At 29.7% G+C, this 25,892-nt stretch carries 19 protein-coding genes; 17 read left to right on the top strand and 2 right to left on the bottom strand.

Features of this window, described 5'->3' with window-relative positions:
* The 3 genes from psyc5s11_RS24295 to psyc5s11_RS24285 all read left to right on the top strand — a co-directional run bounded on the left by psyc5s11_RS24295 (nt 1) and on the right by psyc5s11_RS24285 (nt 3,976).
* Nucleotides 1-1,041: an ABC transporter permease gene (locus psyc5s11_RS24295; protein WP_224035035.1), complete on the top strand. Its 1,041-nt coding sequence runs from the start codon at nt 1-3 to the stop codon at nt 1,039-1,041.
* Nucleotides 1,038-2,048 carry a galactofuranose ABC transporter, permease protein YjfF gene (yjfF, locus tag psyc5s11_RS24290; protein ID WP_224035034.1) on the top strand — a complete coding sequence of 337 codons (1,011 nt, stop codon included), beginning with the start codon at nt 1,038-1,040 and terminating at the stop codon, nt 2,046-2,048. The genes psyc5s11_RS24295 and yjfF overlap by 4 nt, the downstream gene beginning before the upstream one ends.
* A 164-nt stretch (nt 2,049-2,212) precedes the next feature.
* Entirely contained in the window at nt 2,213-3,976 is a 1,764-nt protein-coding gene (locus psyc5s11_RS24285) for a cache domain-containing sensor histidine kinase (RefSeq protein WP_375541973.1), read from the top strand.
* 288 nt (nt 3,977-4,264) lie between these two features.
* Here the strand turns inward: psyc5s11_RS24285 and araA are convergent, their stop codons facing one another.
* The gene (gene araA, locus psyc5s11_RS24280) at nt 4,265-5,731 is read right to left on the bottom strand and encodes an L-arabinose isomerase (RefSeq protein ID WP_224035032.1); all 1,467 of its coding nucleotides are present in this window, start codon (nt 5,729-5,731) and stop codon (nt 4,265-4,267) included.
* A gap of 413 nt (nt 5,732-6,144) precedes the next feature.
* On the opposite strand from araA, the gene psyc5s11_RS24275 reads away from it, so the two are divergent.
* The 12 genes from psyc5s11_RS24275 (at nt 6,145) to hydG (ending at nt 21,312) form a co-directional block, all read left to right on the top strand.
* Nucleotides 6,145-7,218, top strand: coding sequence for a GntR family transcriptional regulator (locus tag psyc5s11_RS24275; protein ID WP_224035031.1), 1,074 nt, complete (start codon nt 6,145-6,147; stop codon nt 7,216-7,218).
* 132 nt (nt 7,219-7,350) lie between these two features.
* Nucleotides 7,351-8,037: an L-ribulose-5-phosphate 4-epimerase gene (locus psyc5s11_RS24270; RefSeq protein WP_224035030.1), complete on the top strand. Its 687-nt coding sequence runs from the start codon at nt 7,351-7,353 to the stop codon at nt 8,035-8,037.
* A 132-nt stretch (nt 8,038-8,169) separates the two neighbouring features.
* Nucleotides 8,170-8,817 (top strand): fructose-6-phosphate aldolase, encoded by a 648-nt coding sequence (fsa, locus tag psyc5s11_RS24265; RefSeq protein WP_224035029.1) that lies wholly within the window; start codon nt 8,170-8,172, stop codon nt 8,815-8,817.
* A 146-nt stretch (nt 8,818-8,963) separates the two neighbouring features.
* The gene (tkt, locus tag psyc5s11_RS24260; RefSeq protein ID WP_224035028.1) at nt 8,964-10,955 is read left to right on the top strand and encodes a transketolase; all 1,992 of its coding nucleotides are present in this window, start codon (nt 8,964-8,966) and stop codon (nt 10,953-10,955) included.
* A gap of 279 nt (nt 10,956-11,234) precedes the next feature.
* Nucleotides 11,235-12,842 carry a xylulokinase gene (locus psyc5s11_RS24255; RefSeq protein WP_224035027.1) on the top strand — a complete coding sequence of 536 codons (1,608 nt, stop codon included), beginning with the start codon at nt 11,235-11,237 and terminating at the stop codon, nt 12,840-12,842.
* Nucleotides 12,843-13,547: 705 nt separating this feature from the next.
* Entirely contained in the window at nt 13,548-13,820 is a 273-nt protein-coding gene (locus tag psyc5s11_RS24250) for a hypothetical protein (protein WP_224035026.1), read from the top strand.
* 214 nt (nt 13,821-14,034) lie between these two features.
* Nucleotides 14,035-15,168: a multiple monosaccharide ABC transporter substrate-binding protein gene (chvE, locus tag psyc5s11_RS24245; RefSeq protein WP_224035025.1), complete on the top strand. Its 1,134-nt coding sequence runs from the start codon at nt 14,035-14,037 to the stop codon at nt 15,166-15,168.
* A 68-nt stretch (nt 15,169-15,236) separates the two neighbouring features.
* Nucleotides 15,237-16,787 carry a multiple monosaccharide ABC transporter ATP-binding protein gene (mmsA, locus tag psyc5s11_RS24240; protein ID WP_224035024.1) on the top strand — a complete coding sequence of 517 codons (1,551 nt, stop codon included), beginning with the start codon at nt 15,237-15,239 and terminating at the stop codon, nt 16,785-16,787.
* Entirely contained in the window at nt 16,787-18,004 is a 1,218-nt protein-coding gene (gene mmsB, locus psyc5s11_RS24235; RefSeq protein WP_224035023.1) for a multiple monosaccharide ABC transporter permease, read from the top strand. The genes mmsA and mmsB overlap by 1 nt, the downstream gene beginning before the upstream one ends.
* 361 nt (nt 18,005-18,365) lie before the next feature.
* Nucleotides 18,366-19,202 carry a DegV family protein gene (locus tag psyc5s11_RS24230; protein ID WP_224035022.1) on the top strand — a complete coding sequence of 279 codons (837 nt, stop codon included), beginning with the start codon at nt 18,366-18,368 and terminating at the stop codon, nt 19,200-19,202.
* Nucleotides 19,203-19,497: 295 nt separating this feature from the next.
* Nucleotides 19,498-19,749 carry a TM1266 family iron-only hydrogenase system putative regulator gene (locus psyc5s11_RS24225; protein ID WP_224035021.1) on the top strand — a complete coding sequence of 84 codons (252 nt, stop codon included), beginning with the start codon at nt 19,498-19,500 and terminating at the stop codon, nt 19,747-19,749.
* A gap of 144 nt (nt 19,750-19,893) precedes the next feature.
* Nucleotides 19,894-21,312: a [FeFe] hydrogenase H-cluster radical SAM maturase HydG gene (gene hydG, locus psyc5s11_RS24220; protein WP_224038260.1), complete on the top strand. Its 1,419-nt coding sequence runs from the start codon at nt 19,894-19,896 to the stop codon at nt 21,310-21,312.
* Nucleotides 21,313-21,518: 206 nt separating this feature from the next.
* Here the strand turns inward: hydG and psyc5s11_RS24215 are convergent, their stop codons facing one another.
* Complete coding sequence (locus psyc5s11_RS24215; protein ID WP_224035020.1) at nt 21,519-22,118, bottom strand: tyrosine-type recombinase/integrase; 600 nt, start codon at nt 22,116-22,118, stop codon at nt 21,519-21,521.
* Between the two features lie 382 nt (nt 22,119-22,500).
* Here psyc5s11_RS24215 and psyc5s11_RS24210 point away from each other — a divergent pair, with 382 nt between their 5' ends.
* On the top strand, nt 22,501-23,925 hold the full coding sequence (locus psyc5s11_RS24210; protein ID WP_224035019.1) for a putative bifunctional diguanylate cyclase/phosphodiesterase: 1,425 nt from the start codon (nt 22,501-22,503) through the stop codon (nt 23,923-23,925).
* A 39-nt stretch (nt 23,926-23,964) separates the two neighbouring features.
* A complete protein-coding gene (locus psyc5s11_RS24205) occupies nt 23,965-25,671 on the top strand; it encodes a methyl-accepting chemotaxis protein (RefSeq protein ID WP_224035018.1) in 1,707 nt (568 codons plus the stop codon).
* Nucleotides 25,672-25,892: the final 221 nt, after the last annotated feature.

Raw genomic sequence — 25,892 nt, 5'->3', positions numbered from 1 at the left:
ATGGAGAAGAAAAAAGAAAAAAATATTTTTCGAAAGTTTTATGGTGCAAAAATATTTTGGCCAGCCGGAAGCTTGATAGTCTTACTTTTAGTTAACTTTATTATGACACCAAGTTTTTTAAGTATAACTATGAAAGATGGACATTTATTTGGTAATACAATAGATATATTAAATCGTGCAGCACCCCTTATTCTTATATCTATAGGAATGACACTTGTTATTGCAACTCAAGGAATTGATATTTCAGTAGGTTCTATAATAGCAATAAGTGCAGCATTATCCGCAACAGTCATAGTTGATGGTGGTTCTGTACCACTAGCTATATTAGTAGGAATTGTTAGTGGGATATTATGTGGAGCTTGGAACGGATTTTTAGTTTCGTATATAGGAGTTCAACCCATGGTTGGAACGTTAATTTTGTATATAGTAGGTAGGGGAATTGCTCAACTTATAACTGGAGGTCAAGTATTAACTTTTACTAATGAATCTTATATATTTATAGGGACTGGATATCTATTACTTCCAGTAGCAATATTTATTGCACTTATAGTTGCACTTATTATGTATACATTAATAAGAAGAACGGCACTTGGATTGTTTATAGAATCTATAGGTGTTAACAGTAATTCATGTAAATTTGCAGGAATTCAATCTAAAAAAGTTGTATTTTCGCTTTATGTTATATGCGGAATGCTTGCAGGTATAGCAGGTATAATTCTATGTGCCAATATAAAGAGTGCAGATGCTAATAACGTAGGATTATGGTTAGAACTTGATGCAATACTTGCAACTGTTATAGGAGGAACTTCTATGTCAGGAGGAAGATTTTATCTTGGAGGTACTGTAATAGGAGCTCTATTTATTCAAACATTGACAACAACAATTTATAGTTTAGGAGTTGCACCAGAAATCACATTAGTGGTTAAGGCTATAGTTGTTATAGTTGTATGTATAATTCAATCTCCTGAATTTAGAAAAATGCTCAATATGAAAAAGAAAGAGAAGGTTAGTTTAAAAGAAAAAGAGGTGATTAGATTATGAATAAATCCATAGAAAAAAACGGATTATTAAAAATAAATAAAGATTATATTGGAATTTATACTACAATCGGATTGTTTATTGGATTATTCTTAATAGGCTCAGTTATGTACAAAGGATTTTTTTCAATACAAGTATTCACAAATTTATTCATTGACAATGCATATTTGATAGTAGTTGCAATTGGTGAAGCTGTAGTAATAATAACTGGTGGAATAGATCTTTCAGTAGGAGCTATGATAGCTTTTGTGAGTATGATTACTGCAAGTTTATTACAAAAGGGAGTAAATCCATTTTTAGTAATGATAATAGTGCTTATTGTGGGAATAATTTTTGGAACAGTTCAAGGATTCTTAATTCAAAAGTTTAAATTGCATCCATGGATAGTAACCCTTGCAGGTATGTTCTTTGCAAGAGGGGCAAGCTATGTAATAAGCATAGATACAATAATTATTGATAATCCTGTATTTACTAAAATTTCATCAATTAGAATACCGATAGCACCAGGAGCATTTATATCAATTAATGTAGTAGTAAGCTTATTAGTTGTAGCTGTAGCAGCTTATATGTTGAAGTTCACAAAGTTTGGTAGAACAATATATGCTATTGGAGGTAACGAAAATTCAGCTAAATTAATGGGATTGCCAACTGATAGAACAAAAATACTCGTATATACATTCTCAGGATTTTGTTCAGCCTTAGGTGGATTATTGTTTACAATATACACACTTTCAGGATATGGTCTTCACTGTAATGGAATGGAAATGGATGCAATAGCAGCCTGCGTAATAGGTGGAATACTATTAACAGGAGGTTATGGATACATTATAGGACCATTATTTGGTGTCCTTACAACAGGAATTATACAAAGTCTTATAATGTTTGATGGAACACTAAATTCTTGGTGGACTAAGATAGCAGTTGGAATGTTATTATTCTTGTTTATAGCATTACAAAGAATAATTGTTATTAGAGATGAAAAACAAAAAGTACCTATACCAGTAAGTTGATAAAGATATATAGGGAACATGGAATAAAATATAAAAGTATTATAAGCAGTTAATTTTATTTCATGTACAGAAAAATAAAGTGTAGAGTTTACAAATGTAAAAACTCTACACTTTATTTTGTATAAGGAATATAATACATATATACATTGATTGGAGTGGATGATTTGAACAATATAAAATCATATTTTATGAATAAAAGTATGAGCTATAAGCTTATATTATATTTTTTTATTGTAATTTTAGCAGTAACAATTACAACAACAACTTTAGGAAACTTACTATACAAGAATTCTATAAATCATTCACAAAATGAAAACACTAATCAAATAATAAAGCAAATAAATAATAGTATGGAGTCTTATGTAAATAATACAGAAAATATAATTAATTACATGTCTACTGATCCTAGAATATTAAAGTTTTTTGATGATAACAAGTTGGATACCGATAATGTAGAAGATGATGCTTATAAGCCAATATATAATTTCATTAAGTTCAATCCGGAAATAGCTGGAATAATGATAGTAAATACTAATGGTGGATACATAAGTGATGTTATGAATAAGGTATCAAGAGATTCGTTAATATATGAAGATTGGTATGAAAAATCATATAATGAACCGGAAAAGATACATTTATTTACCAAACCAATGGGAAGAAATATTGATAATATATTTCGTTATTCTGCTGATGAAGTTTTTTCAGTATCTAAGGCAGTTGTAGATTATAATACCAAAGAAATCAAGGGTGTAATCCTTATTGATATAAAATTGGATGTCATTAAAAGTTTTATTGAAAATTCAAAGCCAGGAACAGCTGGTTTTATATATATTATAGATAGTGATAAAAATATAGTATATACTCCTGTTAATAATATAGTTTATAGAATTAATAATGATTGGATAGAAAATATTAATGATGAAATAATAATAAAAAGTATAAATGGAGAGAATTATCAATTAACTAAGGTTTCATCAAAATATACAGGTTGGGAAACCATAGGCGTATTTCCTGAAAGTGAAGGACTACGCGTAATAGAATATATAAGATATTATTCTCTGGTTATTAGTATTGTAGCACTAATAATTGCAGTAGGGCTAGTAGCACTCTTTACAAGATCTATAGTAAAGCCAATTCAAAAATTAAAACAATTGATGAAAAAAGCTCAAGAAGGAGATTTGACAGTATCTTTTAATGTTAAGTATATTGATGAAATAGGTGAACTAGGAAGTTCGTTTAATACTATGGTAAAGGAAATTGATAATCTTATAAATTTAGTGCAAATAGAAGAAAAGAATAAAAGAATTGCTGAGATGAATGTCCTTCAAGCTCAAATTAAGCCACATTTTATGTATAACACATTAGATACAATAAGATGGATGGCAGAAGAACATAATGAACAGGATATAGTGGAAATAATAGAGTCATTTACTAATTTGCTTAGGATAAGTTTGAGTAAAGGAAAAGAAATAATAAGCGTAAAAGAAGAATTAAATCATGTACAAAGTTATTTGACTATACAGAAAATAAGATATGAAGATAAGCTAGATTATGAAATTGATTTTGATGAAAACATATTTAATTATAAATTAATAAAATTAATATTGCAGCCATTAGTCGAAAATGCAATTTATCATGGGATTAAAGAAAAAAGAGGAAATGGAAAGATTTTAATAACAGGTAAGATTAAAGAGAATATGCTGTGTTTCACTGTAAGCGATAATGGAAAAGGAATAGAAGAAGATCTATTAAATAAAATAAATAGAATGCTTACAAATAGTAGCGAAAAAGAAGCAGAAATAGGATATGGAATTTTTAATGTAAATGAGAGAATACGACTTATATATGGGGATGAATATGGACTAACATATAAAAGTATTTATGGGGAAGGAACTAGTGTAGAGCTAAGGCATCCAATGATTAAATAGATTTTTGGATTAAAGCTTTAGGGCTTAGATAATAAAATCAACTGCCATAGTCATGGCAACTTTGGACTTGTTATTTATTTTCATGTGCCTTATATAAAAAAAGATAAAGTCTGGGAAACAGACTTTATCTTTTTTAAAATTGTGAGAAATAGTAAATAATAGTATTTTGAAAGAGTATCTATTTTTAATCAGGGGTATGATTAATTAAATAATGAGTTTATTATATTAATAACACTAAGATTTACTATTTTATATATGAATTAGATTATGAGAGCAAATAATAATGAATTATTTCCAAGCAACGCTAGCAAATTTTAATTCATTTTTGAAAGTTGAAAGTTTAGTATCATTATTAATTAATACACATTCGATACCAACCATATCAGCCCAGTCTACTAATTGTTCTTCATCAACTATGAATGAGAAACTAGTATGGTGAGCACCACCAGCAATAATCCATGCTTTAGCACCTTCTTTTAATGATGGTTGTGGTTTCCAAAGAACGCTTGCTACTGGTAAATTAGGCATATCTTCAGTTACTTCAACACAATCAACACTGTTAACAATTAGACGGAATCTGTTACCCATATCTATTAATGAAGCAGCAACTGCAGGACCTGAAGCTCCTTTAAATACTAAACGAGCAGGATCTTCTTTATCTCCAATTCCAAGTGGATGTACTTCAATAACTGGTTTAGTTGCAGCAAGTGTTGGACAAATTTCAAGCATATGTGCACCAAGAATTAGTCCGTTTTCAGAATCAAGATTATAAGTATAATCTTCCATTAAACCTGTGCCTTTTCCTTCAGCCATGATTTTCATAGCTCTAAGAAGTGCAGCAGTTTTCCAATCTCCTTCAGCACCAAATCCATAACCCTCAGCCATTAAATGTTGAGCAGCAAGTCCTGGAAGTTGTTTCAATCCATGAAGTGCTTGGAAGTTAGTTGTGAAAGCAGTATATCCTTTTGAATCTAAGAAAGTTCTTATACCAATTTCAATTTTAGCTTGCTCACGAATTGAATCTATAGAAGCCTTAGGATCTATATCATATAATGATTTATATTCAGCCATAAGTCCATCAATTTGACCTTCAGTAACTTTAGTCATTGATTCAACCAAATCACCAACACCATAATAATCTATAGTCCAACCAAATTTGATTTCAGCTTCAATTCTATCACCATCAGTAACTGCAACATCTCTCATGTTATCTCCAAAACGAGCAACTTTAATGCTACGTCCTTCAGTAACAGCAACAGCAGGAGCCATCCACTTAGCTATATCAGCTGCAACAGAAGCATCTGTCCAGTGACCAACTACTATTTTACGAGCTATATCAAGTCTAGCTCCAATATATCCAAATTCTCTATCTCCATGAGCTGCTTGGTTTAAGTTCATGAAGTCCATATCAATTGTTCCCCATGGAATTTCTTTATTAAATTGAGTATGAAGGTGAAGTAATGGCTTTCTAAGTTCAATTAAACCATGAATCCACATTTTAGCTGGTGAGAATGTATGCATCCAAGTGATTATACCTGCACAATTTTCAGCAGTATTAGCATCATTACATACTTTTCTGATTGAATCAGAATTAGTAGCAACTGTTTTAAATACAATTTTATAAGGTAAATTCTTTGAATTTAACCCTTCAACAATTTTTTTAGTGTTATCAGATACTTGATCTATTACTTCAGGACCATAAAGAGGTTGACTTCCTGTAACAAACCAAAATTCATAATTTTTTAACTTTATCATTTAACATTCCTCCTACATAATAAAATATTTATCGGATTTAAATATACTTTTTCATATACACAAACAAGTTTAGATGTATGTACAAGCATATTATAATACAATAATGTTGTACATACAAGGGGGAAATAAAAAGTTTATTAATAATTTTTTATAAAACAAAAGAAAAATAGAGTACATATTAAGATGGACTTATTATTGATGATTTATTTAAAGACTGTGTTGTATAATCTATTAGTAAAAACATACGATACAGTGAGATATTTCAATTTAATTAAATAAATAATTCGTAAAAACTATTGATATAATAATAAAATGGATATATAATCAAATCATCAAGTGCGTACAACTTCTGAAATTTAATATATTAAGAAAAGTAGTGCATACTCTATTTGAATGGAAGTAGTTGATAAATAATGAAAGAATCTGAAACAAAACACGAGATTATTGAAAAATATTATATAAAGCTCATAGAAGGAAACAAGGCTTTGCCAGGAGAACAATTACCTTCTGAACATGAAATAGCCACTCAATTTAATGTAAGCCGGCATACTGTAAGGCAATCCCTTAGTTATTTAGTACAAGAAGGATGGATATTTAAAGAAAGAGGAAAAGGCAGTTTTTACTCTAATAAGAAAACAAATGAAATTAAGAAAAATGTCGCTGTACTTACAACATATATATCAGATTATATCTTTCCTAAAATTATATCGGGTATAGAAGAAGAGCTGAGAAAAAAAGGATATAATTTATTGTTATTTAATAGTAATAATGATATTGAAAATGAAAGAATTTGTTTTGAAAATATTATCAATCAAGATATAGCTGGATTAATAATAGAACCAGCACAAAGCACTATAAATAATTTGCATCATGAGTGCATAAAAAAATTAGAAAAGAACAATATTAAATATATTGCAATAAATACTAATTGTGATGAAGAAAATGCAGCTTTCATTATAGTGGATGATGAACAAGGTGGATATAAACTAACAAATTATTTGTTAGAACTTGGGCATAAGAATATTGCTGCAATATTTAAAGCCGATGATTTACAAGGTGAAAAACGTAGAAAAGGTTATATAAAAGCTCTTAATGAATATAATCTAACTTTTAATAAAAATATAGTAGGCGAATTTATAACTGATAATCAAGAAATGTATATAGACCAATTTACTAAAAAGATATTAAATCTTGAAGATAGACCAACAGCAATTGTTTGCTATAATGACAAAGTTGCTTTAAGAGTAATAGATAATTGTAGAAAAGAAGGTATAGTAATACCGAAAGATTTATCAATTGTAAGTTTTGATGATTCTAGCTTGGCAGTTTCATCAGATGTTAAACTTACAACAATAAAGCATCCCAAAGAAGAAATGGGAATAAACGCAGCAAAATGTATTATTGATATGATTGAAGGAAGAATAGATAAGCCTCAATATACATATAATGCTGAGCTTATTGTTAGAGAATCTTGTTCTAGAGTTTAATTTTTATCTTTGCTTTACATTTTTTAATCACTAAGGCAAAGATAAATTTTAACATATATGTATTATTAAATAAAGTGTTAATATTATATTATGTACTCTTGTACGTACATACATACAACAAGGAGGTAATTTATGTTAGAGAAATTAAAAGAGAAAGTTTACGAAGCAAATATGGAACTTCAAAGAAAAGGAATGGTAATTTATACTTGGGGAAATGTTAGTGAAATTGATAGAGAAAGTGGATTAGTAGTAATAAAACCAAGTGGTGTTGATTACGATACTATGAAAGCAGAAGATATGGTAGTTGTTGACTTGGATGGAAATGTTGTAGAAGGAAAATATAAACCGTCTACTGATACACCAACTCATTTAGTTATGTATAAGACTTATCCAAGTATTGGTGGAGTTGTTCATACTCACTCAGACTGGGCAACAACTTTTGCTCAAGCAGGAATGTCTATACCAGCATTTGGAACAACTCATGCAGATTATTTCTATGGAGATATTCCTTGTACTCGTGATTTGACTAATGAAGAAATTAGTGGAGAATATGAAAAAGAAACAGGAAACGTAATAGTAGAAACAATTGGAGATAAAAATCCATTAGAAATTCCAGCTATTGTAGTTAAAAATCATGGACCATTTGCTTGGGGAAAAGATGCGAATTCAGCAGTTTATAATGCAGTAGTATTAGATAAAGTAGCTGAAATTGCATATAAAACTATGACTTTAAACAAAGAGGTAGAAGGTGTTAAACAACATCTTTTAGATAAACACTATCTTAGAAAACATGGTGCAAATGCATATTATGGACAATAAGAACTTATAACATAAAGAAATTCCATATTGTAAGAAGAATTTCAAAATCAAGATTGGAACTCCTATTTTGAAATTCTACTTATGTATAGGATAATTTATATAAGCAATAATTAAAGAGGAGATGTTAATAAAATGAGATTTTTTTTAGACACAGCAAACATAGAACATATTAAAGAAGCAAATGAAATGGGAGTAATATGTGGGGTAACTACAAATCCATCTTTAATTGCAAAAGAAGGTAGAGATTTCAATGAAGTTATAAAAGAAATAACAGAAATAGTAGATGGACCAATAAGTGGAGAAGTTATAAGTGAAGATGCACAAGGGATGATTAAAGAAGGAAGAGAAATTGCTAAAATTCATAAGAACATGATTGTAAAAATTCCAATGACAGCAGAAGGACTTAAGGCAACTAAAGTTTTATCTAAAGAAGGAATTAAAACAAATGTAACTTTAATATTCTCAGTAACACAAGCATTACTTGCAGCGAATTCAGGAGCAACATATGTAAGTCCATTTTTAGGAAGAATAGATGATATATCTATGGATGGAATGGAACTAGTTAGAAATATCGCAGATATATTTGCAATTCATGGAATAGAAACAGAAATAATTGCAGCTAGCGTAAGAAATCCAATTCATGTTATTCAAGCAGCACAAGCTGGAGCAGATATTTCAACAATACCTTATAGCTTAGTTCTACAAATGATAAAACATCCACTAACAGATCAAGGATTAGAAAAGTTTAAGGCAGATTGGGCTGCAGCTTTCGGTAAATAAATGTATCATTTGTAAATAATAATAAATAGTTATCCGAGAACTTAAGAACTTAAGAACTTAAGAATTTCAGAATTTTAGAATTTGCTTGTAGAATGCGGATTTAGGCAGATATTATAAAAAATAAATAATGCAAAGTGAGGAAAAAAATGAGTAGAGAATTAGATAAGTTATCTATTAATGCAATAAGAGTACTTTCAGCAGATGCAATTGAAAAATCACAGTCTGGTCATCCAGGACTTCCACTTGGAGCAGCAACTATGGCATTTACTTTATGGGCAAAGATGAACCATAATGGAAAAAATCCAACTTGGGATAATAGAGACAGATTTGTATTATCGGCAGGACATGGATCAATGCTTGAATATTCATTATTACATTTATTTGGATACGGAGTAGAGGTTTCCGACATTAAAAACTTTAGACAAGTAGGAAGTTTAACTCCAGGACATCCTGAGTTTGGTCATACTAAAGGTGTTGAAATTACAACAGGACCACTTGGTCAAGGAATATGTAATGCAGTAGGTATGGCTATGGCAGAAGCACATCTTGCAGAAAAGTTTAATAAAGAAAAATATAGTGTAATTGATCACTATACATATTCAATATGTGGAGACGGCTGCCTTATGGAAGGAATTTCAGGAGAAGCATCATCACTTGCAGGAACTTTAGGACTTGGAAAATTAGTTGTATTGTATGATTCAAATAATATTTCAATTGAAGGAAGTACTGATATAGCATTTAGAGAAGATGTAGCTAAAAGATATGAAGCTTATGGCTGGCAAGTATTAAAAATTGCTGATGGAAATGATATAGATGCAATAGAAAGTGCAATAGAAGCAGCTAAAGCAGAAACTTCAAAACCTTCAATTATAATAGTCAAAAATCAAATTGGTTTTGGATGTCCCGCAAAACAAGGAAAAGCATCAGCTCATGGTGAGCCACTAGGTGCTGCAAATGTAATTGCAATGAAGGAAAACTTAGGTTGGAAGACAGAACCAGCTTTCTATGTACCAGATGAAGTATATACAAATATGAATGAACACATAGAAAAAGGTGTTTCAAAAGAATCAACTTGGAATAAATTATTCAGTGAATATTCTAAAGAGTACCCTGAACTTGCAAAAGAATATGCTGCATGGATGAGTGGAGAAATAGATAAAGAAGCCTTATTAAATAATGAAGAATTCTGGGGCTTTGATAAAGAAATGGCTACAAGAGAATCTTCAGGAATATTGATAAATAGATTAGCAAAATTAATTCCTAATTTAATAGGAGGATCAGCTGATTTAGCTCCTTCAAATAAAACTTATATGGCTGGCAAAGGAGATTTCTCAGATACAGACAGAAGCGGACAAAACCTTCACTTTGGAGTTAGAGAACATGCAATGGCAGCTATAGTTAATGGTATGTATGTTCATGGTGGACTTAAGGTATTCTGTTCAACATTCTTCGTATTCAGTGATTACATGAAGGGTGCTATGAGATTATCAGCTCTTATGAATCTTCCTGTAGCTTATGTTTTAACTCATGATAGCATTGGTGTTGGGGAAGATGGTCCAACTCATCAACCAATAGAACAATTAGCAGCACTTAGAAGTATGCCAAATATGACAGTATTTAGACCAGCTGATTCAAAGGAAACTGCAGCAGCTTGGTATTATGCTGTAACTAATGGAACAACACCAACATCATTAGTTTTAACAAGACAAAAATTGCCATTATATGATGGATGCCCTAAGAGAGCATTAAAGGGTGGATATATCCTTAAAGATTCTAAGAAGGAGATTCCAGATGTACTTCTTATGGCATCAGGTTCAGAAGTTGAATTAATATTTAAAGCAGCTGATGAATTAGCTACTAAAGGAATAGATGCAAGAGTTATAAGTATGCCATCATTCGAATTATTTGAAGCTCAAGATGCAGCTTATAAGGAATCAGTTATACCAAATAAAGTTCGAGCAAGAGTTGCTGTTGAAGCATTAACAAGTTTTGGATGGCATAAATATGTAGGTCTTGATGGAGATGTTATTTCATTAGATACTTTCGGAGCATCAGGAAATGCAGATACATTATTTAAACAATTTGGATTTACTGTAGAAAATGTTGTACAAAAAGCAGTTAAAGTTGCAGCTAAATAACCTAAGCAAAAATAATAATAATATATAAAAGAGAATAACAAAATAATTATATAAATTAGGAAAAGTGTGCACATATAAAAAGAGCAGCTATGCTGCAATACGGAACTTTTTTTGTCAAACAAGATTATATTGTAACTAGTAATAGAATAATTGAAGCAAGTTTTGCATTTAATAAAATTATATATCTGCATGACTTGCTTTCATTTAAAAGTAGATTGATTTAATATTAGGAAAGTAAACGATTCAAACAAAATTAATATATATAATGGAGGTTTTTTTATGAGTCTAGAAATCAATAATATAAAAAATGCCATCATCGATGGTAAAACAGTACTTGGTATTGAATTTGGTTCAACTCGAATTAAAGCAGTTTTGATTGGTGAAGATAGCCAACCTATTGCTTCTGGTAGTCATGATTGGGAGAACAGATATGTTAACAATATATGGACTTACAGCTTAGACGATATTTGGACTGGTGTACAAGACAGTTATAAGAATATGGCTGAAGATGTTAAACAAAAATATGGAGTAACTCTTCAAAATATAGGCGCAATCGGATTTAGTGCCATGATGCATGGTTATATGGTTTTTAATAAAGATGGAGAACTTTTAGTACCATTCCGTACATGGCGTAATACTATTACTGAAAACGCTTCAGAAGAATTAACAAAATTGTTTAAATATCATATTCCTCAAAGATGGAGCATTGCTCATCTTTATCAAGCTATATTAAATGATGAAGAACACGTATCTGATATTAATTTTCAAACAACTTTAGAAGGATATATACATTGGAAACTAACAGGTAAAAAGGTTATTGGTGTTGGTGAAGCATCTGGAATGTTCCCTATTGATATAGATACAAAAAACTATAATGCACATATGATAGAGCAGTTTGATGAATTGGTTGCTTCTAAAAACTTCTCATGGAAACTTGGCGAAATTTTTCCAAAGGTTTTGGTAGCAGGTGAAAATGCTGGTGTTCTTACGGTCGAAGGAGCAAAGCTTTTAGACGTGACAGGACAGTTGAAACCAGGTATTCCACTTTGTCCTCCAGAAGGTGATGCAGGAACAGGTATGGTTGCAACTAACAGTGTTGCAAAACGTACTGGTAATGTTTCAGCTGGAACATCTGTATTTGCAATGATTGTTCTTGAAAAAGACTTATCAAAGGTATATGAAGAAATAGATTTAGTTACAACACCTACTGGTAACCTAGTAGCTATGGTTCACTGTAATAACTGTACTTCAGACCTTAATGCATGGGTTGGAATATTTAAAGAATTCTCAGAAGCAATGGGTATGGAAGTTGATATGAATAAATTATTTGCAACTTTATATAATAAGGCACTTGAAGGAGATTCAGACTGTGGTGGCTTATTAGCTTATAACTATTTTTCAGGTGAGCATATAACTAATTTTGAAGAAGGACGTCCATTGTTTGTGCGTTCACCAGAAAGTAAATTCAACTTAGCTAATTTCATCCGAGTTAATTTATTTACATCATTAGGTGCATTGAAAACTGGCTTGGATATTCTTCTTAAGCAAGAAGGAGTTCAATTAGATGAAATTTTAGGTCATGGTGGATTATTTAAGACTAAAGATGTAGGACAAAAAATCATGGCAGCTGCAATGGATGCTCCAGTTTCTGTTATGGAAACTGCTGGAGAAGGCGGAGCATGGGGGATTGCAATACTTGCATCATATATGCTAAACAAAGTGGAGAATGAGACATTAGAGGATTATCTCACAAAGAAAGTATTTGCAGGAAAAATTGGTACAAAGATAGATCCAGATCCTAAGGATGTTGAAGGATTTAACGAATTTATGAAGCGATATACCAAAGGACTTGCTATTGAAAGAGCAGCAATAGATAACCTTAAATAGATATTTATTATAATACACTTGAATGGCTGTCGCTCCTAATTAAGTTTGAATCAGGAGCGACAGCTTCTTTTCGGATCGTTAACTAGGAGACGGTTGTCTTATGTAAGGAATTTAAGGAGAAACATCATCTAGCGAAGAAATATGAAGCTTATGTATATCAAAGTATTAGTAAATATTTTTTCCACATATTAAAATACAGATATTAGTATACAATTTTATAAATACAAATGAGATTTAGATGTATGTACAGGGTTGATACAATACAAAAATATTATACATATAATATTAAAATGAAAAGAATATTAGCGGATTATAGCTATTTATTAAATAAAAAATGAAAAACTATTGATATAATGATGAAAACGATATATAATAAAAACATCAAGTACGTACAACGTCTTAACAAGTATTATTTCATAAAGTTATAATATATTAAGAACTTATAGCATGTTTTATTAGATGAAAGAGAATGGAGATGATGAAATAGGCTATTACTTACTTGATATAAGCATGCTGGATATGTAAAGAAAGAGGAAACGAAAATTTTTAGTCCGGTAAGAAATTAAAAAAATATTGTTGTACTTACAAGATATATATCGTAGAACATATATAAAGAGTATATATTACATTTTTCATATTCAAATTAAAAGAATAATATCAATTTAATGTGAAATAATAATATCTATTAAGATTGGAGATGATTTAATGAATGAAAAGCACGTTACTTTATGTAACAAATTATTGTACTATTTGATAGCACCAGGTTTATTACTATATTTCGTTATGATTGATATGGGTGTTCTTACTTCTTCTTTTGCAATGCTATTAATATTTGGAATAGCTATCATTTTAGGTGTAAGTATCCCAATGGTATATAAGAAAAGAAATGCGGAGTATAAGTTTAATATTAGTAATAAATATGCAAATATTATGGCTGTATTAGTTATCTTTGAATTATCATACAATTTCTACAAATAGATATAAGAACATTTACATTCAATAAAAACGTAATCAAAAAGAAAAGATTTACTTGAAATTAGAGATATGGAATGTAAAGTAATAGATGTTTTAATTAATCTAGTATATTACCTTTTAGGCTATTTTAATTTATCACAAATGATAACGGTTAAATAGAGTAAAAGAAAATATAAATTTAAAGTCAAATTTATGGAGATTGAAGGGAGAAATAATTATGAAAAAGAAATTAATGGCAATGTTATTATCAATGGCACTTCTAGGATCACTAGCAGGATGTGGGGTATCAACTACTGCTCCAAACGGCGCAGATGATAAGGGTAGTTCTGCTTCAGACTCAAAGCAAACAAAGTCTGATGGAAAAACAATTGGTATTCTAATGCCAACTAAGTCTTCAGAACGTTGGATAAAAGATGGAGATGATATGGTAAAAGGATTAAAAGACCTTGGTTATGCTACAAATCTTCAATATGCAGAAGATGTTGTAGAAACTCAAGTATCACAAGCTGAAAACTTAATTACAAAAGGTGTAAGTGCTTTAGTAATTGCAAATATTGATGGTGAGTCTTTAACTGATGTTTGTCAAAAAGCGAAGGACGCAGGAATTCCTGTTATTGCCTATGACCGTTTGATTAAAAATACTCCAAATGTAGATTATTACATTTCTTTTGACAATACACTTGTAGGTGTTCAAGTTGGTCAATACATTGAAAAATCATTAGATCTAAAAAATGCAAGTAAGTCATTTAATATAGAACTATTTGCAGGTTCTCCAGATGATAACAATGCACATATGTTATATGACGGTGCAATGAGCGTACTTAAACCTTATATAGATTCTAAAAAGTTAACTGTAGTTTCAGGACAAACAACATTTGATGAAGTTTGTACATTAAGATGGGATGGTGCTTTAGCACAAGCAAGAATGGAAAATTTATTGACAGCTAATTACGCATCTGGTAAAAAGGTTGATGCTGTATTTTCATCTTATGATGGCTTAAGCCGTGGTATTGTAGAAGCATTAAGAAGTGTTGGTTATGGATCTAAGGATCTTCCATGGCCAGTAATTACAGGTCAAGATGCAGAAACTGCAACAGTTAAATCTATTGTTGCTGGTGAACAAACACAAACAATATTTAAAGACACAAGATTATTATCAGCTCAAGCTGTTAAGACAGTTGATGCAGTTTTAAATGGAAAAAAAGCAGAAGTTAATGATGAGAAAACTTATAACAATGGCGTAAAAGTTGTACCATCTTATCTATGTACTCCAGTTTCAGTAGACAAAACTAATTATAAGACAGTTTTAGTTGATTCAGGATATATAAAAGAATCAGATCTTTCTAAATAGAATTATATTATAACAATTATAGTGGCAATTTATTGCCACTATAATTGAAATAAGGAGGGACGTAACATATGTTAAAGGGTAATGATATTATTCTTGAAATGATAAATATAACTAAGACATTTCCAGGCGTAAAAGCATTAGATAATGTTAATTTACAAGTACAATCTGGAGAAATTCATTCTCTTTGTGGAGAAAATGGAGCAGGTAAATCTACATTAATGAAAGTTCTAAGTGGAATATATCCTTATGGAACATATGAAGGAGCTATTTTATATAATGGGAAAGCTTGTAAATATAAAAGCGTAAAAGATAGTGAAGCTGATGGGATAGTTATTATACATCAAGAGTTAGCTTTAAGTCCTTACCTTAGCATAGCAGAAAACATTTTTATTGGAAATGAAGTTGCAAAATATGGAGTTATTAACTGGCATGAGGTAAGAATTAGAACTAAAGAATTACTTGAAAAAGTTGGATTGAATGAAGATCCAGATACTATTGTCAATACACTTAGTGTTGGTAAACAACAATTAATTGAAATTGCTAAAGCATTATCAAAGAATGTAAAATTATTAATTCTAGATGAACCGACAGCATCATTAAATGATGATGATAGTGAACATCTATTAGATTTAATGTTAGAGTTGAAAGAACAAGGAATTACATCTATTTTGATTTCACATAAATTAAATGAAGTTTCAAAAGTTTGTGATTCTATAACTATATTGCGTGATGGAGCGACTATTGAAACCTTAGACGCATCTACTGGACAAATATCAGAAGATAGAATTGTTAAAGGCATGGTAGGTCGTGAACTTACAGATCGTTATCCAAAGAGAATTCCTAAAATAGGAGACATATTATTTGAAGTGAAAGATTGGAATGTTTATCATCCAGACTATCCAGATAGAAAAATGGTTGATAATGTAAATATAAATGTAAGAAAAGGCGAAGTTCTTGGAATCGCTGGACTTATGGGTGCAGGAAGAACAGAACTTGCAATGAGTATTTTTGGAAGAACATACGGAGAAAAAATTTCTGGAACTCTTATAAAAGACGGTAAAGAAATTCATATAAAAACAGTTAAAGATGCAATTGATGCAGGTATTGCTTATGTAACTGAAGATAGAAAAGAAGCGGGTTTAAATTTAATTGATGATATACGTCATAATATTACCATTGCTTCGTTAAATAAAATTTCTAATAAAGGCGTTATAAATGAACAAGTTGAAATTTTGGCAGCAGAAGAATTTAGAAAATCCATGAATATAAAAACGCCAAGCATAATGCAAATTACAGGTAACTTAAGCGGCGGTAATCAACAAAAAGTAATACTTTCAAGATGGATTTATGCAGAACCAGACATATTAATCCTTGATGAACCTACTAGAGGAATTGACGTTGGAGCAAAATATGAAATATACACAATTATAAATGATTTAGTAGCTCAAGGAAAAGCTGTTATTGTAATTTCGTCTGAATTGCCAGAAGTTCTTGGAATAAGCGATAGAATTTATGTTATGAATGAAGGAAAAATGATAGGAGAACTAGATGGAAAAGATGCTACTCAAGAAATTATTATGAGTAAAATAGTTGCAGCAAAAAATGAGGAGGCAGTATAATGAGTGAAGCAAAAATTGTAAAAAATAATGATAAAGAAGAAAATAAAAAAATTGAAAAAAGTTCATTAAGTAAATTTATGACGGAAAATGGTATGTTTATTGCACTGCTTGCAGTAGTAATTATATTTCAAATCTTAACTAAAGGAATTATGTTAAAACCACTTAATATAACAAATTTAATTCAACAAAATGGATATGTACTTATTCTTGCAGTAGGTATGCTACTGGTAGTTATTGTAGGTACTGTTGATCTTGCAGTTGGTTCTGTTTGTGCCTTTATTGGAGCAGTAGCAGGGGTTGTGATGGTTAATAGGGGAATAAACCCTGTACTATCTGTTATTATATCACTTCTAATAGGTGTAGTTGTTGGAGGTGTTCAAGGATATTGGATTGCCTATAAGTTAATTCCTGGCTTTGTAGTAACTTTAGCTGGTCAATTAATCTTTAGAGGATTTACAATGATAATATTAAATGGTAAGACAATTGCACCATTTCCAACATCATTTGCTAACCTAGGATCTGGATTTTTACCACCACTATTTTATCTAAAAATGGGTGAAGGTTATTTAGTTGGATCATCACTAATTATTGGTATTATACTGGCAGTGATTATGGTATTTAAAAATGTACAAGGTAGAAATAAACTTCAAAAATACAATTTTACAGCTGAAAATAATACATCGTTTATTGCTAAAAATGTTGCTATAATTATAGTAATTCTTGCTGCAACATTTGTATTAGGATCTTATAAAGGAATACCTAATATATTAGTAATTGCAGGAATAATAATAGCAATTTATTCATTTATTACAACTAAAACAGTATTTGGTAGACAAGTATATGCAGTTGGTGGTAATAAAAAAGCAGCGGCTCTATCAGGTGTCAAAGTTGATAAAACTACATTCTTAGTATTTGTAAATATGGGACTATTAGCAGCAGTTGCAGGGCTTGCTTATGCAGCTCGTGTTAACTCAGCACAACCCAAAGCAGGTGTCAACTTTGAACTAGATGCTTTAGCAGCTTGTTACATCGGTGGTGCATCTACAGCTGGTGGTACTGGAAGAATTATGGGAGCAGTTGTTGGAGGACTGGTACTCGGAGTTCTTAACAATGGTATGTCTTTAATGGGAGTTGATAATAACTGGCAACAAGCCATTAAAGGTTTCGTATTACTATTCGCAGTAGTATTTGATTTATATTCAAAGCAAAAGAAGTAATTTATAATTATCACTTTACATACACATATATAATAATAAACAAATAATATAGTAATGAAAGCAAGTTTTGCAATAAATAATTTTTTAAAATTGCAAAACTTGCTTTCTATTTTTGTCATTTATTGAAGAACTTTATCTAAAATATTAATTTAGGGAACACAATATACGAAAAATAGCTATTAATAATAAAAAAATTAATATATAATTTAGTTTAACTCGTCTTAAGACGAAATAGACGACATATTGACTTGTTATTTTTTTGAATGTGCTAATGAAGATTAAATAATATATGTTTAATAATTAGAAAATAATAAGAGATAAGATATTGAAAGTATAGCTAAATGAAAAATGGAGGAATACAATGGATGCTAAAATAGTAATGGATTCATGCGTTGATTTTAACAATGAAGTATTTGATAACGAAAAGATAATGGAAAGAATACCATTTAAAATTATCATTGATAATGAAGAAATTATAGATTTAGATTTAGAACAAAGTGAATTAATTACAAAGATGAAGAATAGTAAGAATAAAATAGGAACATCATGTCCTTCACCACATGAATTTTTGGAATCGTTTAAGAAATGTAAAAATAATTTTGTTGTTACAATTTCTGAAAAATTGAGTGGATCATATAATAGTGCTATGGTAGCAAAAGAAATGTTAAAAGAAGAATTTCCAGAAAGCTCTGTTCATGTTTTTGATTGTAAGACAGCAACTGCAGGAGCTAGTTTAGTAGTTTTAAAATTAAAGGAACTTATAGAAGAAAAAATGCATACTAATCAAATAATTGAAGAAGTTAATATATACATAAAAGAAATGAAGACACTCCTATTTGCAGAAAGATTGGACAACCTAGCTAAAAATGGTCGAATAAGTAGCAAGAAGGCTTTTATAGGTAATCTATTGCAAGTTGTTCCTATAATGTGTGATAACGGAGATGGAGAATTAATTTTAAAAGAGCAAGTAAGAGGCAGAAAAAAGGCTTTAAATAGGTTACTTGACATAGTTGGAGAAGAAGGCACAGATTTAAAAAATAAAGTACTTGGAATAACACATGTAAATTGCAGAGAGAAAGCAGAAAGTCTTAAAGTAGAAATTAAAAATAGATATGATTTTAAGGATGTAATAATATTTGAAGCGGGTGGATTAAGCACAATATATGCAGATGATGGCGGGATTGTATTTTGCTATTAACGACTTGTTATTTTATTTCACATCCATAAAGTTAATAAAGCCATAATAGGTAGTGAATTCTACTTATTATGGCTTTAATTTTAAAGCTTTGCTATAAGATATATTTGTGATAAAATGATAATATAATCTGACTTTGAAGGTAAAACTAAGAAGAAAGATTAATAAAAAAGAAATCGTTCTGAATTTTATGAGGGTTAGTCCCAAATGATAAGGCGGTATTATAAGATAGCTTTAAATAAACTATCTCTGCGCCTTTTTTGCGCAGAGATTATTTTTTTGGAAGGAAATAATTAATATGGATACAAGAATTGCGGTAATTGGTATTATAGTAGAAGACACCAATGTTACAGAAAGATTAAATACTATTTTGCATGAATATGGACAATATATTATCGGCAGAATGGGAATACCTTATAGAGAAAAGGATATCAGTATTATAAGCGTAGTGATAGATGCTACTAATGATGTTATAAGCTCATTATCTGGAAAACTAGGTATGATTGAAGGAATAAGTGTTAAAGCAGTTTATTCAAAAACTGGAAAATAGAGCTATACATTAAGTTCATTCCTATTCAAAAAAATATAAGCTAATAAAAATACATTCAATAAAAAAATTTATCTTATGAGCACCTTTAGAGACACCCAAAGAGGTAACAGAAAAAATTTAATTAAAGAAGGAAGAGATAAATATATGTATAATGTAAAATCAAATCGAGCAACAGAATTTATTGATGACAAGGAAATTTTAGAAAGTCTTGAATATGCTAAGGCAAATAAAAACAATAGAGAGCTAATTAATGAGATTTTAGAAAAAGCTAAGGATTGCAAGGGACTTACCCATAGAGAAGCAGCAGTTTTACTTGAATGTGAATTAGAAGATGAAAATGAAAAAATGTATAAACTTGCGCACGAAATTAAACAAAGATTTTATGGTAACAGAATAGTAATGTTTGCTCCGTTATATCTTTCTAATTATTGTGTAAATGGTTGTACTTATTGCCCATATCATCATAAAAATAAGCATATAACAAGAAAGAAACTTACTCAAGAAGAAATTAAAAGGGAAGTAATAGCACTTCAAGATCTTGGTCATAAAAGACTTGCATTGGAAACTGGGGAGGATCCAGTAAATTCTCCACTTGAATATGTACTTGAAAGTATAAAGACAATCTATAGTATAAAACATAAGAACGGTGCTATAAGACGTGTTAATGTAAATATTGCAGCAACAACTGTTGAAAATTATACAAAATTAAAAGATGCAGGAATCGGAACCTATATCTTATTCCAAGAAACATATAACAAAGATATATACGAAGAGCTTCATCCAACAGGACCAAAGCATGACTATGCTTATCATACAGAAGCAATGGACAGAGCTATGGAAGGTGGAATTGAAGACGTAGGAATTGGAGTGTTATTTGGATTAAATATGTACCGTTATGATTTTGTTGGATTACTTATGCATGCAGAGCATTTAGAAACAGCTAAGGGAGTTGGACCACACACAATTAGTGTACCAAGAATAAGATCTGCTGATGATATAGACCCAGAGAGTTTTTCAAATGGAATCTCAGATGATATATTTGCTAAAATAGTTGCAGTACTTAGAATTTCAGTACCGTATACTGGTATTCTTATATCAACTAGAGAATCTCAAGAATCAAGAGAAAAAGTGCTTAAGCTTGGAGCTTCTCAAATAAGTGGAGCATCATCTACAAGTGTTGGAGGATATGCTGAAAAGGAAAAGGAAGAAGATAATTCAGCTCAATTTGATGTAAGTGATGATAGAACTTTAGATGAAATAATAAATTGGTTGCTTGAACTTGGATATATTCCAAGCTTCTGTACTGCGTGCTATAGAGAAGGAAGAACAGGAGATAGATTTATGAGTCTTGTGAAGTCTGGACAAATAGCAAATTGTTGTCAACCAAATGCACTTATGACTTTAAAAGAGTATTTAGAGGATTATGCTTCAGAAGATACAAAAAGAAAAGGTGAAGAAGTGATTAAAAATGAGATTCCAAGGATTTCAAATGAAAAAGTCAGAAAAATTGCTGAAGAAAATTTAAGTAAATTAAATGAAGGAAAACGTGATTTTAGATTCTAGTAGGGAAATCTAATTAACATTAGATTTTTAAGTTATAGATTTGTGCCCAAATAACTAAATAATTTGTATTTTGACATAATTTCAATTTAAACAAATAAATAGAGGATAATGTGTTGTATAGATTTTTCAGAAATCAAAATAACACATTATCCTCTATTTTTAATAGCAACTAAATAGTTTATTAAAAGAATTATAGTGGAATAACTTTATACCATTTCACTTTTTCCTTCAAGTTTCTCATACATTTTATCTTGCTGTTTAGTAGTAAATTGAAAATATATTTCTGTATTAGAAACAGACTTATGACCTAGCCACCATTGAAGCTCTTTAATATCCATATCGCATTCAGCCAAATGAACAGCCGTAGTATGTTTTAGTGCATGGAAATGATGTTTTGATTTATCTTCAATATCAGCCATAGTACAATATTTTTTTGTAAGATAATCCAAGGTTTGACGTGATATTGGATTATTTTTTTGACTTGTAAAAATAATTTGAGACTCAGATTTTATATTACTTTCATTTATATAGTTATCCAAAGCAACTTTTGTTTTTTCGTCGAGTCTTAAAGTGTTATTATTACTTCCTTTTAAACGCCTACAGTATATTTCGCCTTTTGACATATTATAATTTTGTAATTTTAGTAATGATACTTCTGAAACTCTAAGACCACATCTATAAGCTAACCTAAATATAGCTAGATCACGTGTTGAGTGTAAACTACCAGAACTCGCTATTGAATTAAATAATGATAAGGCCTCTTTTTGTGTCAAATATTTGATTTTAGTTTCAGTAGATGCTCTCATGTATATTCTCCTTTGCGAAATAATAATACATTATAAATATTTTGTCTAATTTTATTATAGTACATATTGAAGCATATGTAAATATTGTATAAAAAAACTGAATTTTAATACATATTTTAGAATAATGTCATCCTTAAAATAGATAAATATATAAATTTTTCATATTTTGGGTTGAATAAATAAGTTATTAATCAATTTAATCAGACAAAATATTTATTATGTTCCAATAAATATTATAATTAGTTATTAGAAAAGTCAAAAGGAAAATATTGTCACCAAAAATATGATAAATAGTATTATATTTGGATGGATAAGTAGATAATGGGATAATAATTTTTTTAATATATAGGGAATGTGGTATTAATTTAATAAGGAATTTATTATGAATAAAGTTAAAAGGATATATTCTACTAAACAATATAAATTAAAATTAATAAACTTTGATAAAAGCAAATTCATTGAAAGTATATACAGGAAACAAAAAATAAAAATTGAAAAACAGGGAAGATTAATAGCTAAGTATGATATTCTTACTAAGCTTCCTAATAGCGTCTATTTTTTTGAAAAACTTAATAATACATTAGAAAAAATTAAGATTAATAATAAAAAGGGTGCAGTTATTTATATAGATATTGATGACTATAAGGTTATAAATAATAATTTGGGGTATTGTTTAGGAGACTCGATTTTAAAATTATTTTCTGAATTAATAAATAGATGTATTGGAGAATGTTCAGAATTAACAAGATTAAATGGTGATGAATTTGCAATTCTGGTTCATGAATTTGATAACATAAGACAAATAGAAGAAATATGTAATGAGATTTATAAAAACTTGAAGAAACCTTTAAAAATAATGGATGATAAAGTGCATATTAGTGTAAGTATGGGAATATCAATTTTCCCAGATAATAGTATAAATGCTGATGAACTATTAAGATTTTGTAATTTTGCAATGCATAAATCCAAACATGAAGGAAAAAGTACTTATACAGTTTTTAACAATGAAGCACTAGATACATATTATAGAGAAGCACTAATTAAGAGTGAACTAAAAAGTGTTATTAATAGGCAGGAATTAGATATTTTTTATCAACCACAGATTAATTCATTAAACAATAACATTGTAGGGATGGAAGCACTTTTAAGATGGAATAATGCTAAACTTGGACGTGTTTCCCCAGCTGAGTTTATACCTATTGCTGAAAATACTGGCGATATAATAAAAATTGGTGATTGGGTTATTGATAAAGTATTAAGACAAGCTTTTATATGGAGGAATAAAGGCTATAAATTTGACACTATATCTGTTAACATATCACCAATTCAAATGAGGAAAATAGATTTTAAAGAGAATTTATTAAATTTGTGTGCTAAATATAATGTTCCTCCTAATTTTTTAGAGATAGAAATAACAGAGTGTACTTTAATAGATATTTGCAAAGAAAAAATAGAAGTATTAAATGAACTTATGGAGAGCGGTATTAATATTGCAATAGATGATTTTGGAACAGGATATTCTTCTTTAAGTTACTTAATTAATATTCCCATTAATACATTGAAGATAGATAAAACTTTTATAGATAACATTAAGAACTATAAAAGCAAAGCACTAATTAAAAGTATTGTTGAGTTATCAAAAGATTTAAAATATAAGATAATTACTGAAGGTGTGGAAACAAAAGATCAGATAAATTTACTTGCAGATTTGGGATGCAATATAATTCAAGGTTTCTATTTTAGTAAGCCACTTCCAATGTATGAAATGGAACTATTATTAGAAAATAATAGCAAAATAGAACAATAGAATTAATATATGATCTTAACTAAAGGAGGAAATATTAAAATGAATTTATTAAAGAAAGTAAAAGTAAAATTAATTTCAGCATTTTTGCTTGTAGCTATATTAATTGCTGTAGTGGGTGCAGTTGGAACAATATCATTAAAAAATGTAAATACGAAGTCAGAAGAAATGTACAGTGTAAATCTGCAAAGTGTTAATAAGGTTTTATCAGTAAAAGCAAATATGTCAAAAATTGAAGGTAAGCTTTTAACAATGATGTATGAAAAAGATAAATCTAGAGTAGAAGAAGCCGGTAAAAACATTATTTCGATGGTAGAAGAGGATAATAAATATATAGCAGATTATGAAAAGCTCATTAGTACATCCGAAGAAGAAAAGGTTTGGGCTGAGTTTAAAAATAATGTAACAAAGTATAGAAATACTAGAAATGGTGTAATAGATGCTGTTAATTCTGATAATTTTAATGAGGCACAAAAACAATATGTATCAATGGAACCTATAGAAAAGGAGATGTTAGATAGCCTTGATAAAGTTATAGGGATAAATTTAAATGCTGCACAAGTAGCAGATGAAAATATTGATTTAACATACATATCTGCAAATTGGAGTATATTTATATTAACTATTGTAGGATTTATAATTGCAATTATACTTGGATTATTTATGTCAAGAAATATAAATGTACCATTGAAAAAGATAAAAGATTTTGCAGAAAAATTAGCCTTATATGATTTCTCAACTCCAATTAGAATTACAAGAAAAGATGAATTCGGGCAAACAGGTGCTGCCTTAAATATAGCGCAAAAAAATGTAAATAGTTTAGTTAAAGCAATTATAGAAAATTCTCAAGACATAAGTGCATCTAGTGAGGAACTTTCTGCAACTGCTGAAGAACTAGCTTCTAAAGCTGTAAGCATAGATGAAGCAGTAAATAATATTGCAAGTGGAATGCAAGACTCTAGTGCAGCATCAGAAGAAATAAGCGCTTCAATCCAAGAAGTAGATTCAAGTATTAATGAACTTTCAGAAAAGGCTATGGTGGGAAGTGACAATGCAAGCAAATCTAAAGAAAGAGCTGCAGAAGTTCAAAATAATAGTAGACAAGCTATAGATGAAACAGAAAAGTTATATGCTGAAAAGGAAAAAAAGATGCTACAAGTTATTGAAAATGGAAAAGTAGTAAATAGTATTAAAATTATGGCAGATACTATAGGGAGTATAGCAGAGCAAACAAACTTATTAGCATTAAATGCAGCTATAGAAGCAGCAAGAGCTGGAGAACAAGGGAAAGGATTTGCAGTTGTTGCAGAAGAGGTAAGAACGCTTGCAGAACAATCAGCACAGGCAGTAACATCTATTCATGATACAATTATTAAGGTTCAAGAAGCATTTAACAATAGTATTGACACTAGTAATGATATGCTGAATTTCATAAATAATGAGGTTCATGAACAATTTAATGCTTATGGAGAAACTGGTAATCAGTATTATAATGATTCTGATTTTGTAAGCAAAATGTCTGAGGAAATTGCAGCTATGTCTGAAGAAATTACAGCTACTGTAGACCAGGTAAGTGAAGCAGTACAGAATATGGCACAAACATCACAAAGATCTAATGAACAAGCAGAAGATATAAAAGAGAGCATGAATGAAACGACTAAAGCTATAGAACAAGTGGCGCAAACAGCACAAAGCCAAGCAGAACTTGCTCAAAGGCTTAATGAAATTGTGCAAGAGTTTAAAATTTAGATATGAGATATGTAAAAATACTTTAGGTAATATGATAATTTTAATATAAGCGAGTTGCTATAGCAACTTGCTTATATTTCTGTAAAGACTGTTTAAGTAATATTTAATTAAGAAATTCGATAAAAGTGTGAAGAATTTTGTATGGATAGTAAATCGTAAAGTATATACAATTAAAAATGTAAACGAAGAACAAATAAGACACTATTTTTTAATATGAGTTA

Origin of the sequence: Clostridium gelidum (assembly GCF_019977655.1) — a bacterium.
Classification (GTDB): Bacteria; Bacillota; Clostridia; order Clostridiales; family Clostridiaceae; genus Clostridium; species Clostridium gelidum.
The sequence above is the reverse complement of the archived record's forward strand: the minus strand, read 5'-3'. Positions and strand labels throughout refer to the sequence as shown.

What these genes read in the sequence shown, in the direction of transcription:
- psyc5s11_RS24295 (WP_224035035.1), top strand. Translation starts at nt 1, where the DNA reads ATGGAGAAGAAAAAAGAAAAAAATATTTTTCGAAAGTTTTATGGTGCA.
- yjfF (WP_224035034.1), top strand. Translation starts at nt 1,038, where the DNA reads ATGAATAAATCCATAGAAAAAAACGGATTATTAAAAATAAATAAAGAT.
- araA (WP_224035032.1), bottom strand. Translation starts at nt 5,731, where the DNA reads ATGATAAAGTTAAAAAATTATGAATTTTGGTTTGTTACAGGAAGTCAA.
- psyc5s11_RS24275 (WP_224035031.1), top strand. Translation starts at nt 6,145, where the DNA reads ATGAAAGAATCTGAAACAAAACACGAGATTATTGAAAAATATTATATA.
- psyc5s11_RS24270 (WP_224035030.1), top strand. Translation starts at nt 7,351, where the DNA reads ATGTTAGAGAAATTAAAAGAGAAAGTTTACGAAGCAAATATGGAACTT.
- fsa (WP_224035029.1), top strand. Translation starts at nt 8,170, where the DNA reads ATGAGATTTTTTTTAGACACAGCAAACATAGAACATATTAAAGAAGCA.
- tkt (WP_224035028.1), top strand. Translation starts at nt 8,964, where the DNA reads ATGAGTAGAGAATTAGATAAGTTATCTATTAATGCAATAAGAGTACTT.
- psyc5s11_RS24255 (WP_224035027.1), top strand. Translation starts at nt 11,235, where the DNA reads ATGAGTCTAGAAATCAATAATATAAAAAATGCCATCATCGATGGTAAA.
- psyc5s11_RS24250 (WP_224035026.1), top strand. Translation starts at nt 13,548, where the DNA reads ATGAATGAAAAGCACGTTACTTTATGTAACAAATTATTGTACTATTTG.
- chvE (WP_224035025.1), top strand. Translation starts at nt 14,035, where the DNA reads ATGAAAAAGAAATTAATGGCAATGTTATTATCAATGGCACTTCTAGGA.
- mmsA (WP_224035024.1), top strand. Translation starts at nt 15,237, where the DNA reads ATGTTAAAGGGTAATGATATTATTCTTGAAATGATAAATATAACTAAG.
- mmsB (WP_224035023.1), top strand. Translation starts at nt 16,787, where the DNA reads ATGAGTGAAGCAAAAATTGTAAAAAATAATGATAAAGAAGAAAATAAA.
- psyc5s11_RS24230 (WP_224035022.1), top strand. Translation starts at nt 18,366, where the DNA reads ATGGATGCTAAAATAGTAATGGATTCATGCGTTGATTTTAACAATGAA.
- psyc5s11_RS24225 (WP_224035021.1), top strand. Translation starts at nt 19,498, where the DNA reads ATGGATACAAGAATTGCGGTAATTGGTATTATAGTAGAAGACACCAAT.
- hydG (WP_224038260.1), top strand. Translation starts at nt 19,894, where the DNA reads ATGTATAATGTAAAATCAAATCGAGCAACAGAATTTATTGATGACAAG.
- psyc5s11_RS24215 (WP_224035020.1), bottom strand. Translation starts at nt 22,118, where the DNA reads ATGAGAGCATCTACTGAAACTAAAATCAAATATTTGACACAAAAAGAG.
- psyc5s11_RS24210 (WP_224035019.1), top strand. Translation starts at nt 22,501, where the DNA reads ATGAATAAAGTTAAAAGGATATATTCTACTAAACAATATAAATTAAAA.
- psyc5s11_RS24205 (WP_224035018.1), top strand. Translation starts at nt 23,965, where the DNA reads ATGAATTTATTAAAGAAAGTAAAAGTAAAATTAATTTCAGCATTTTTG.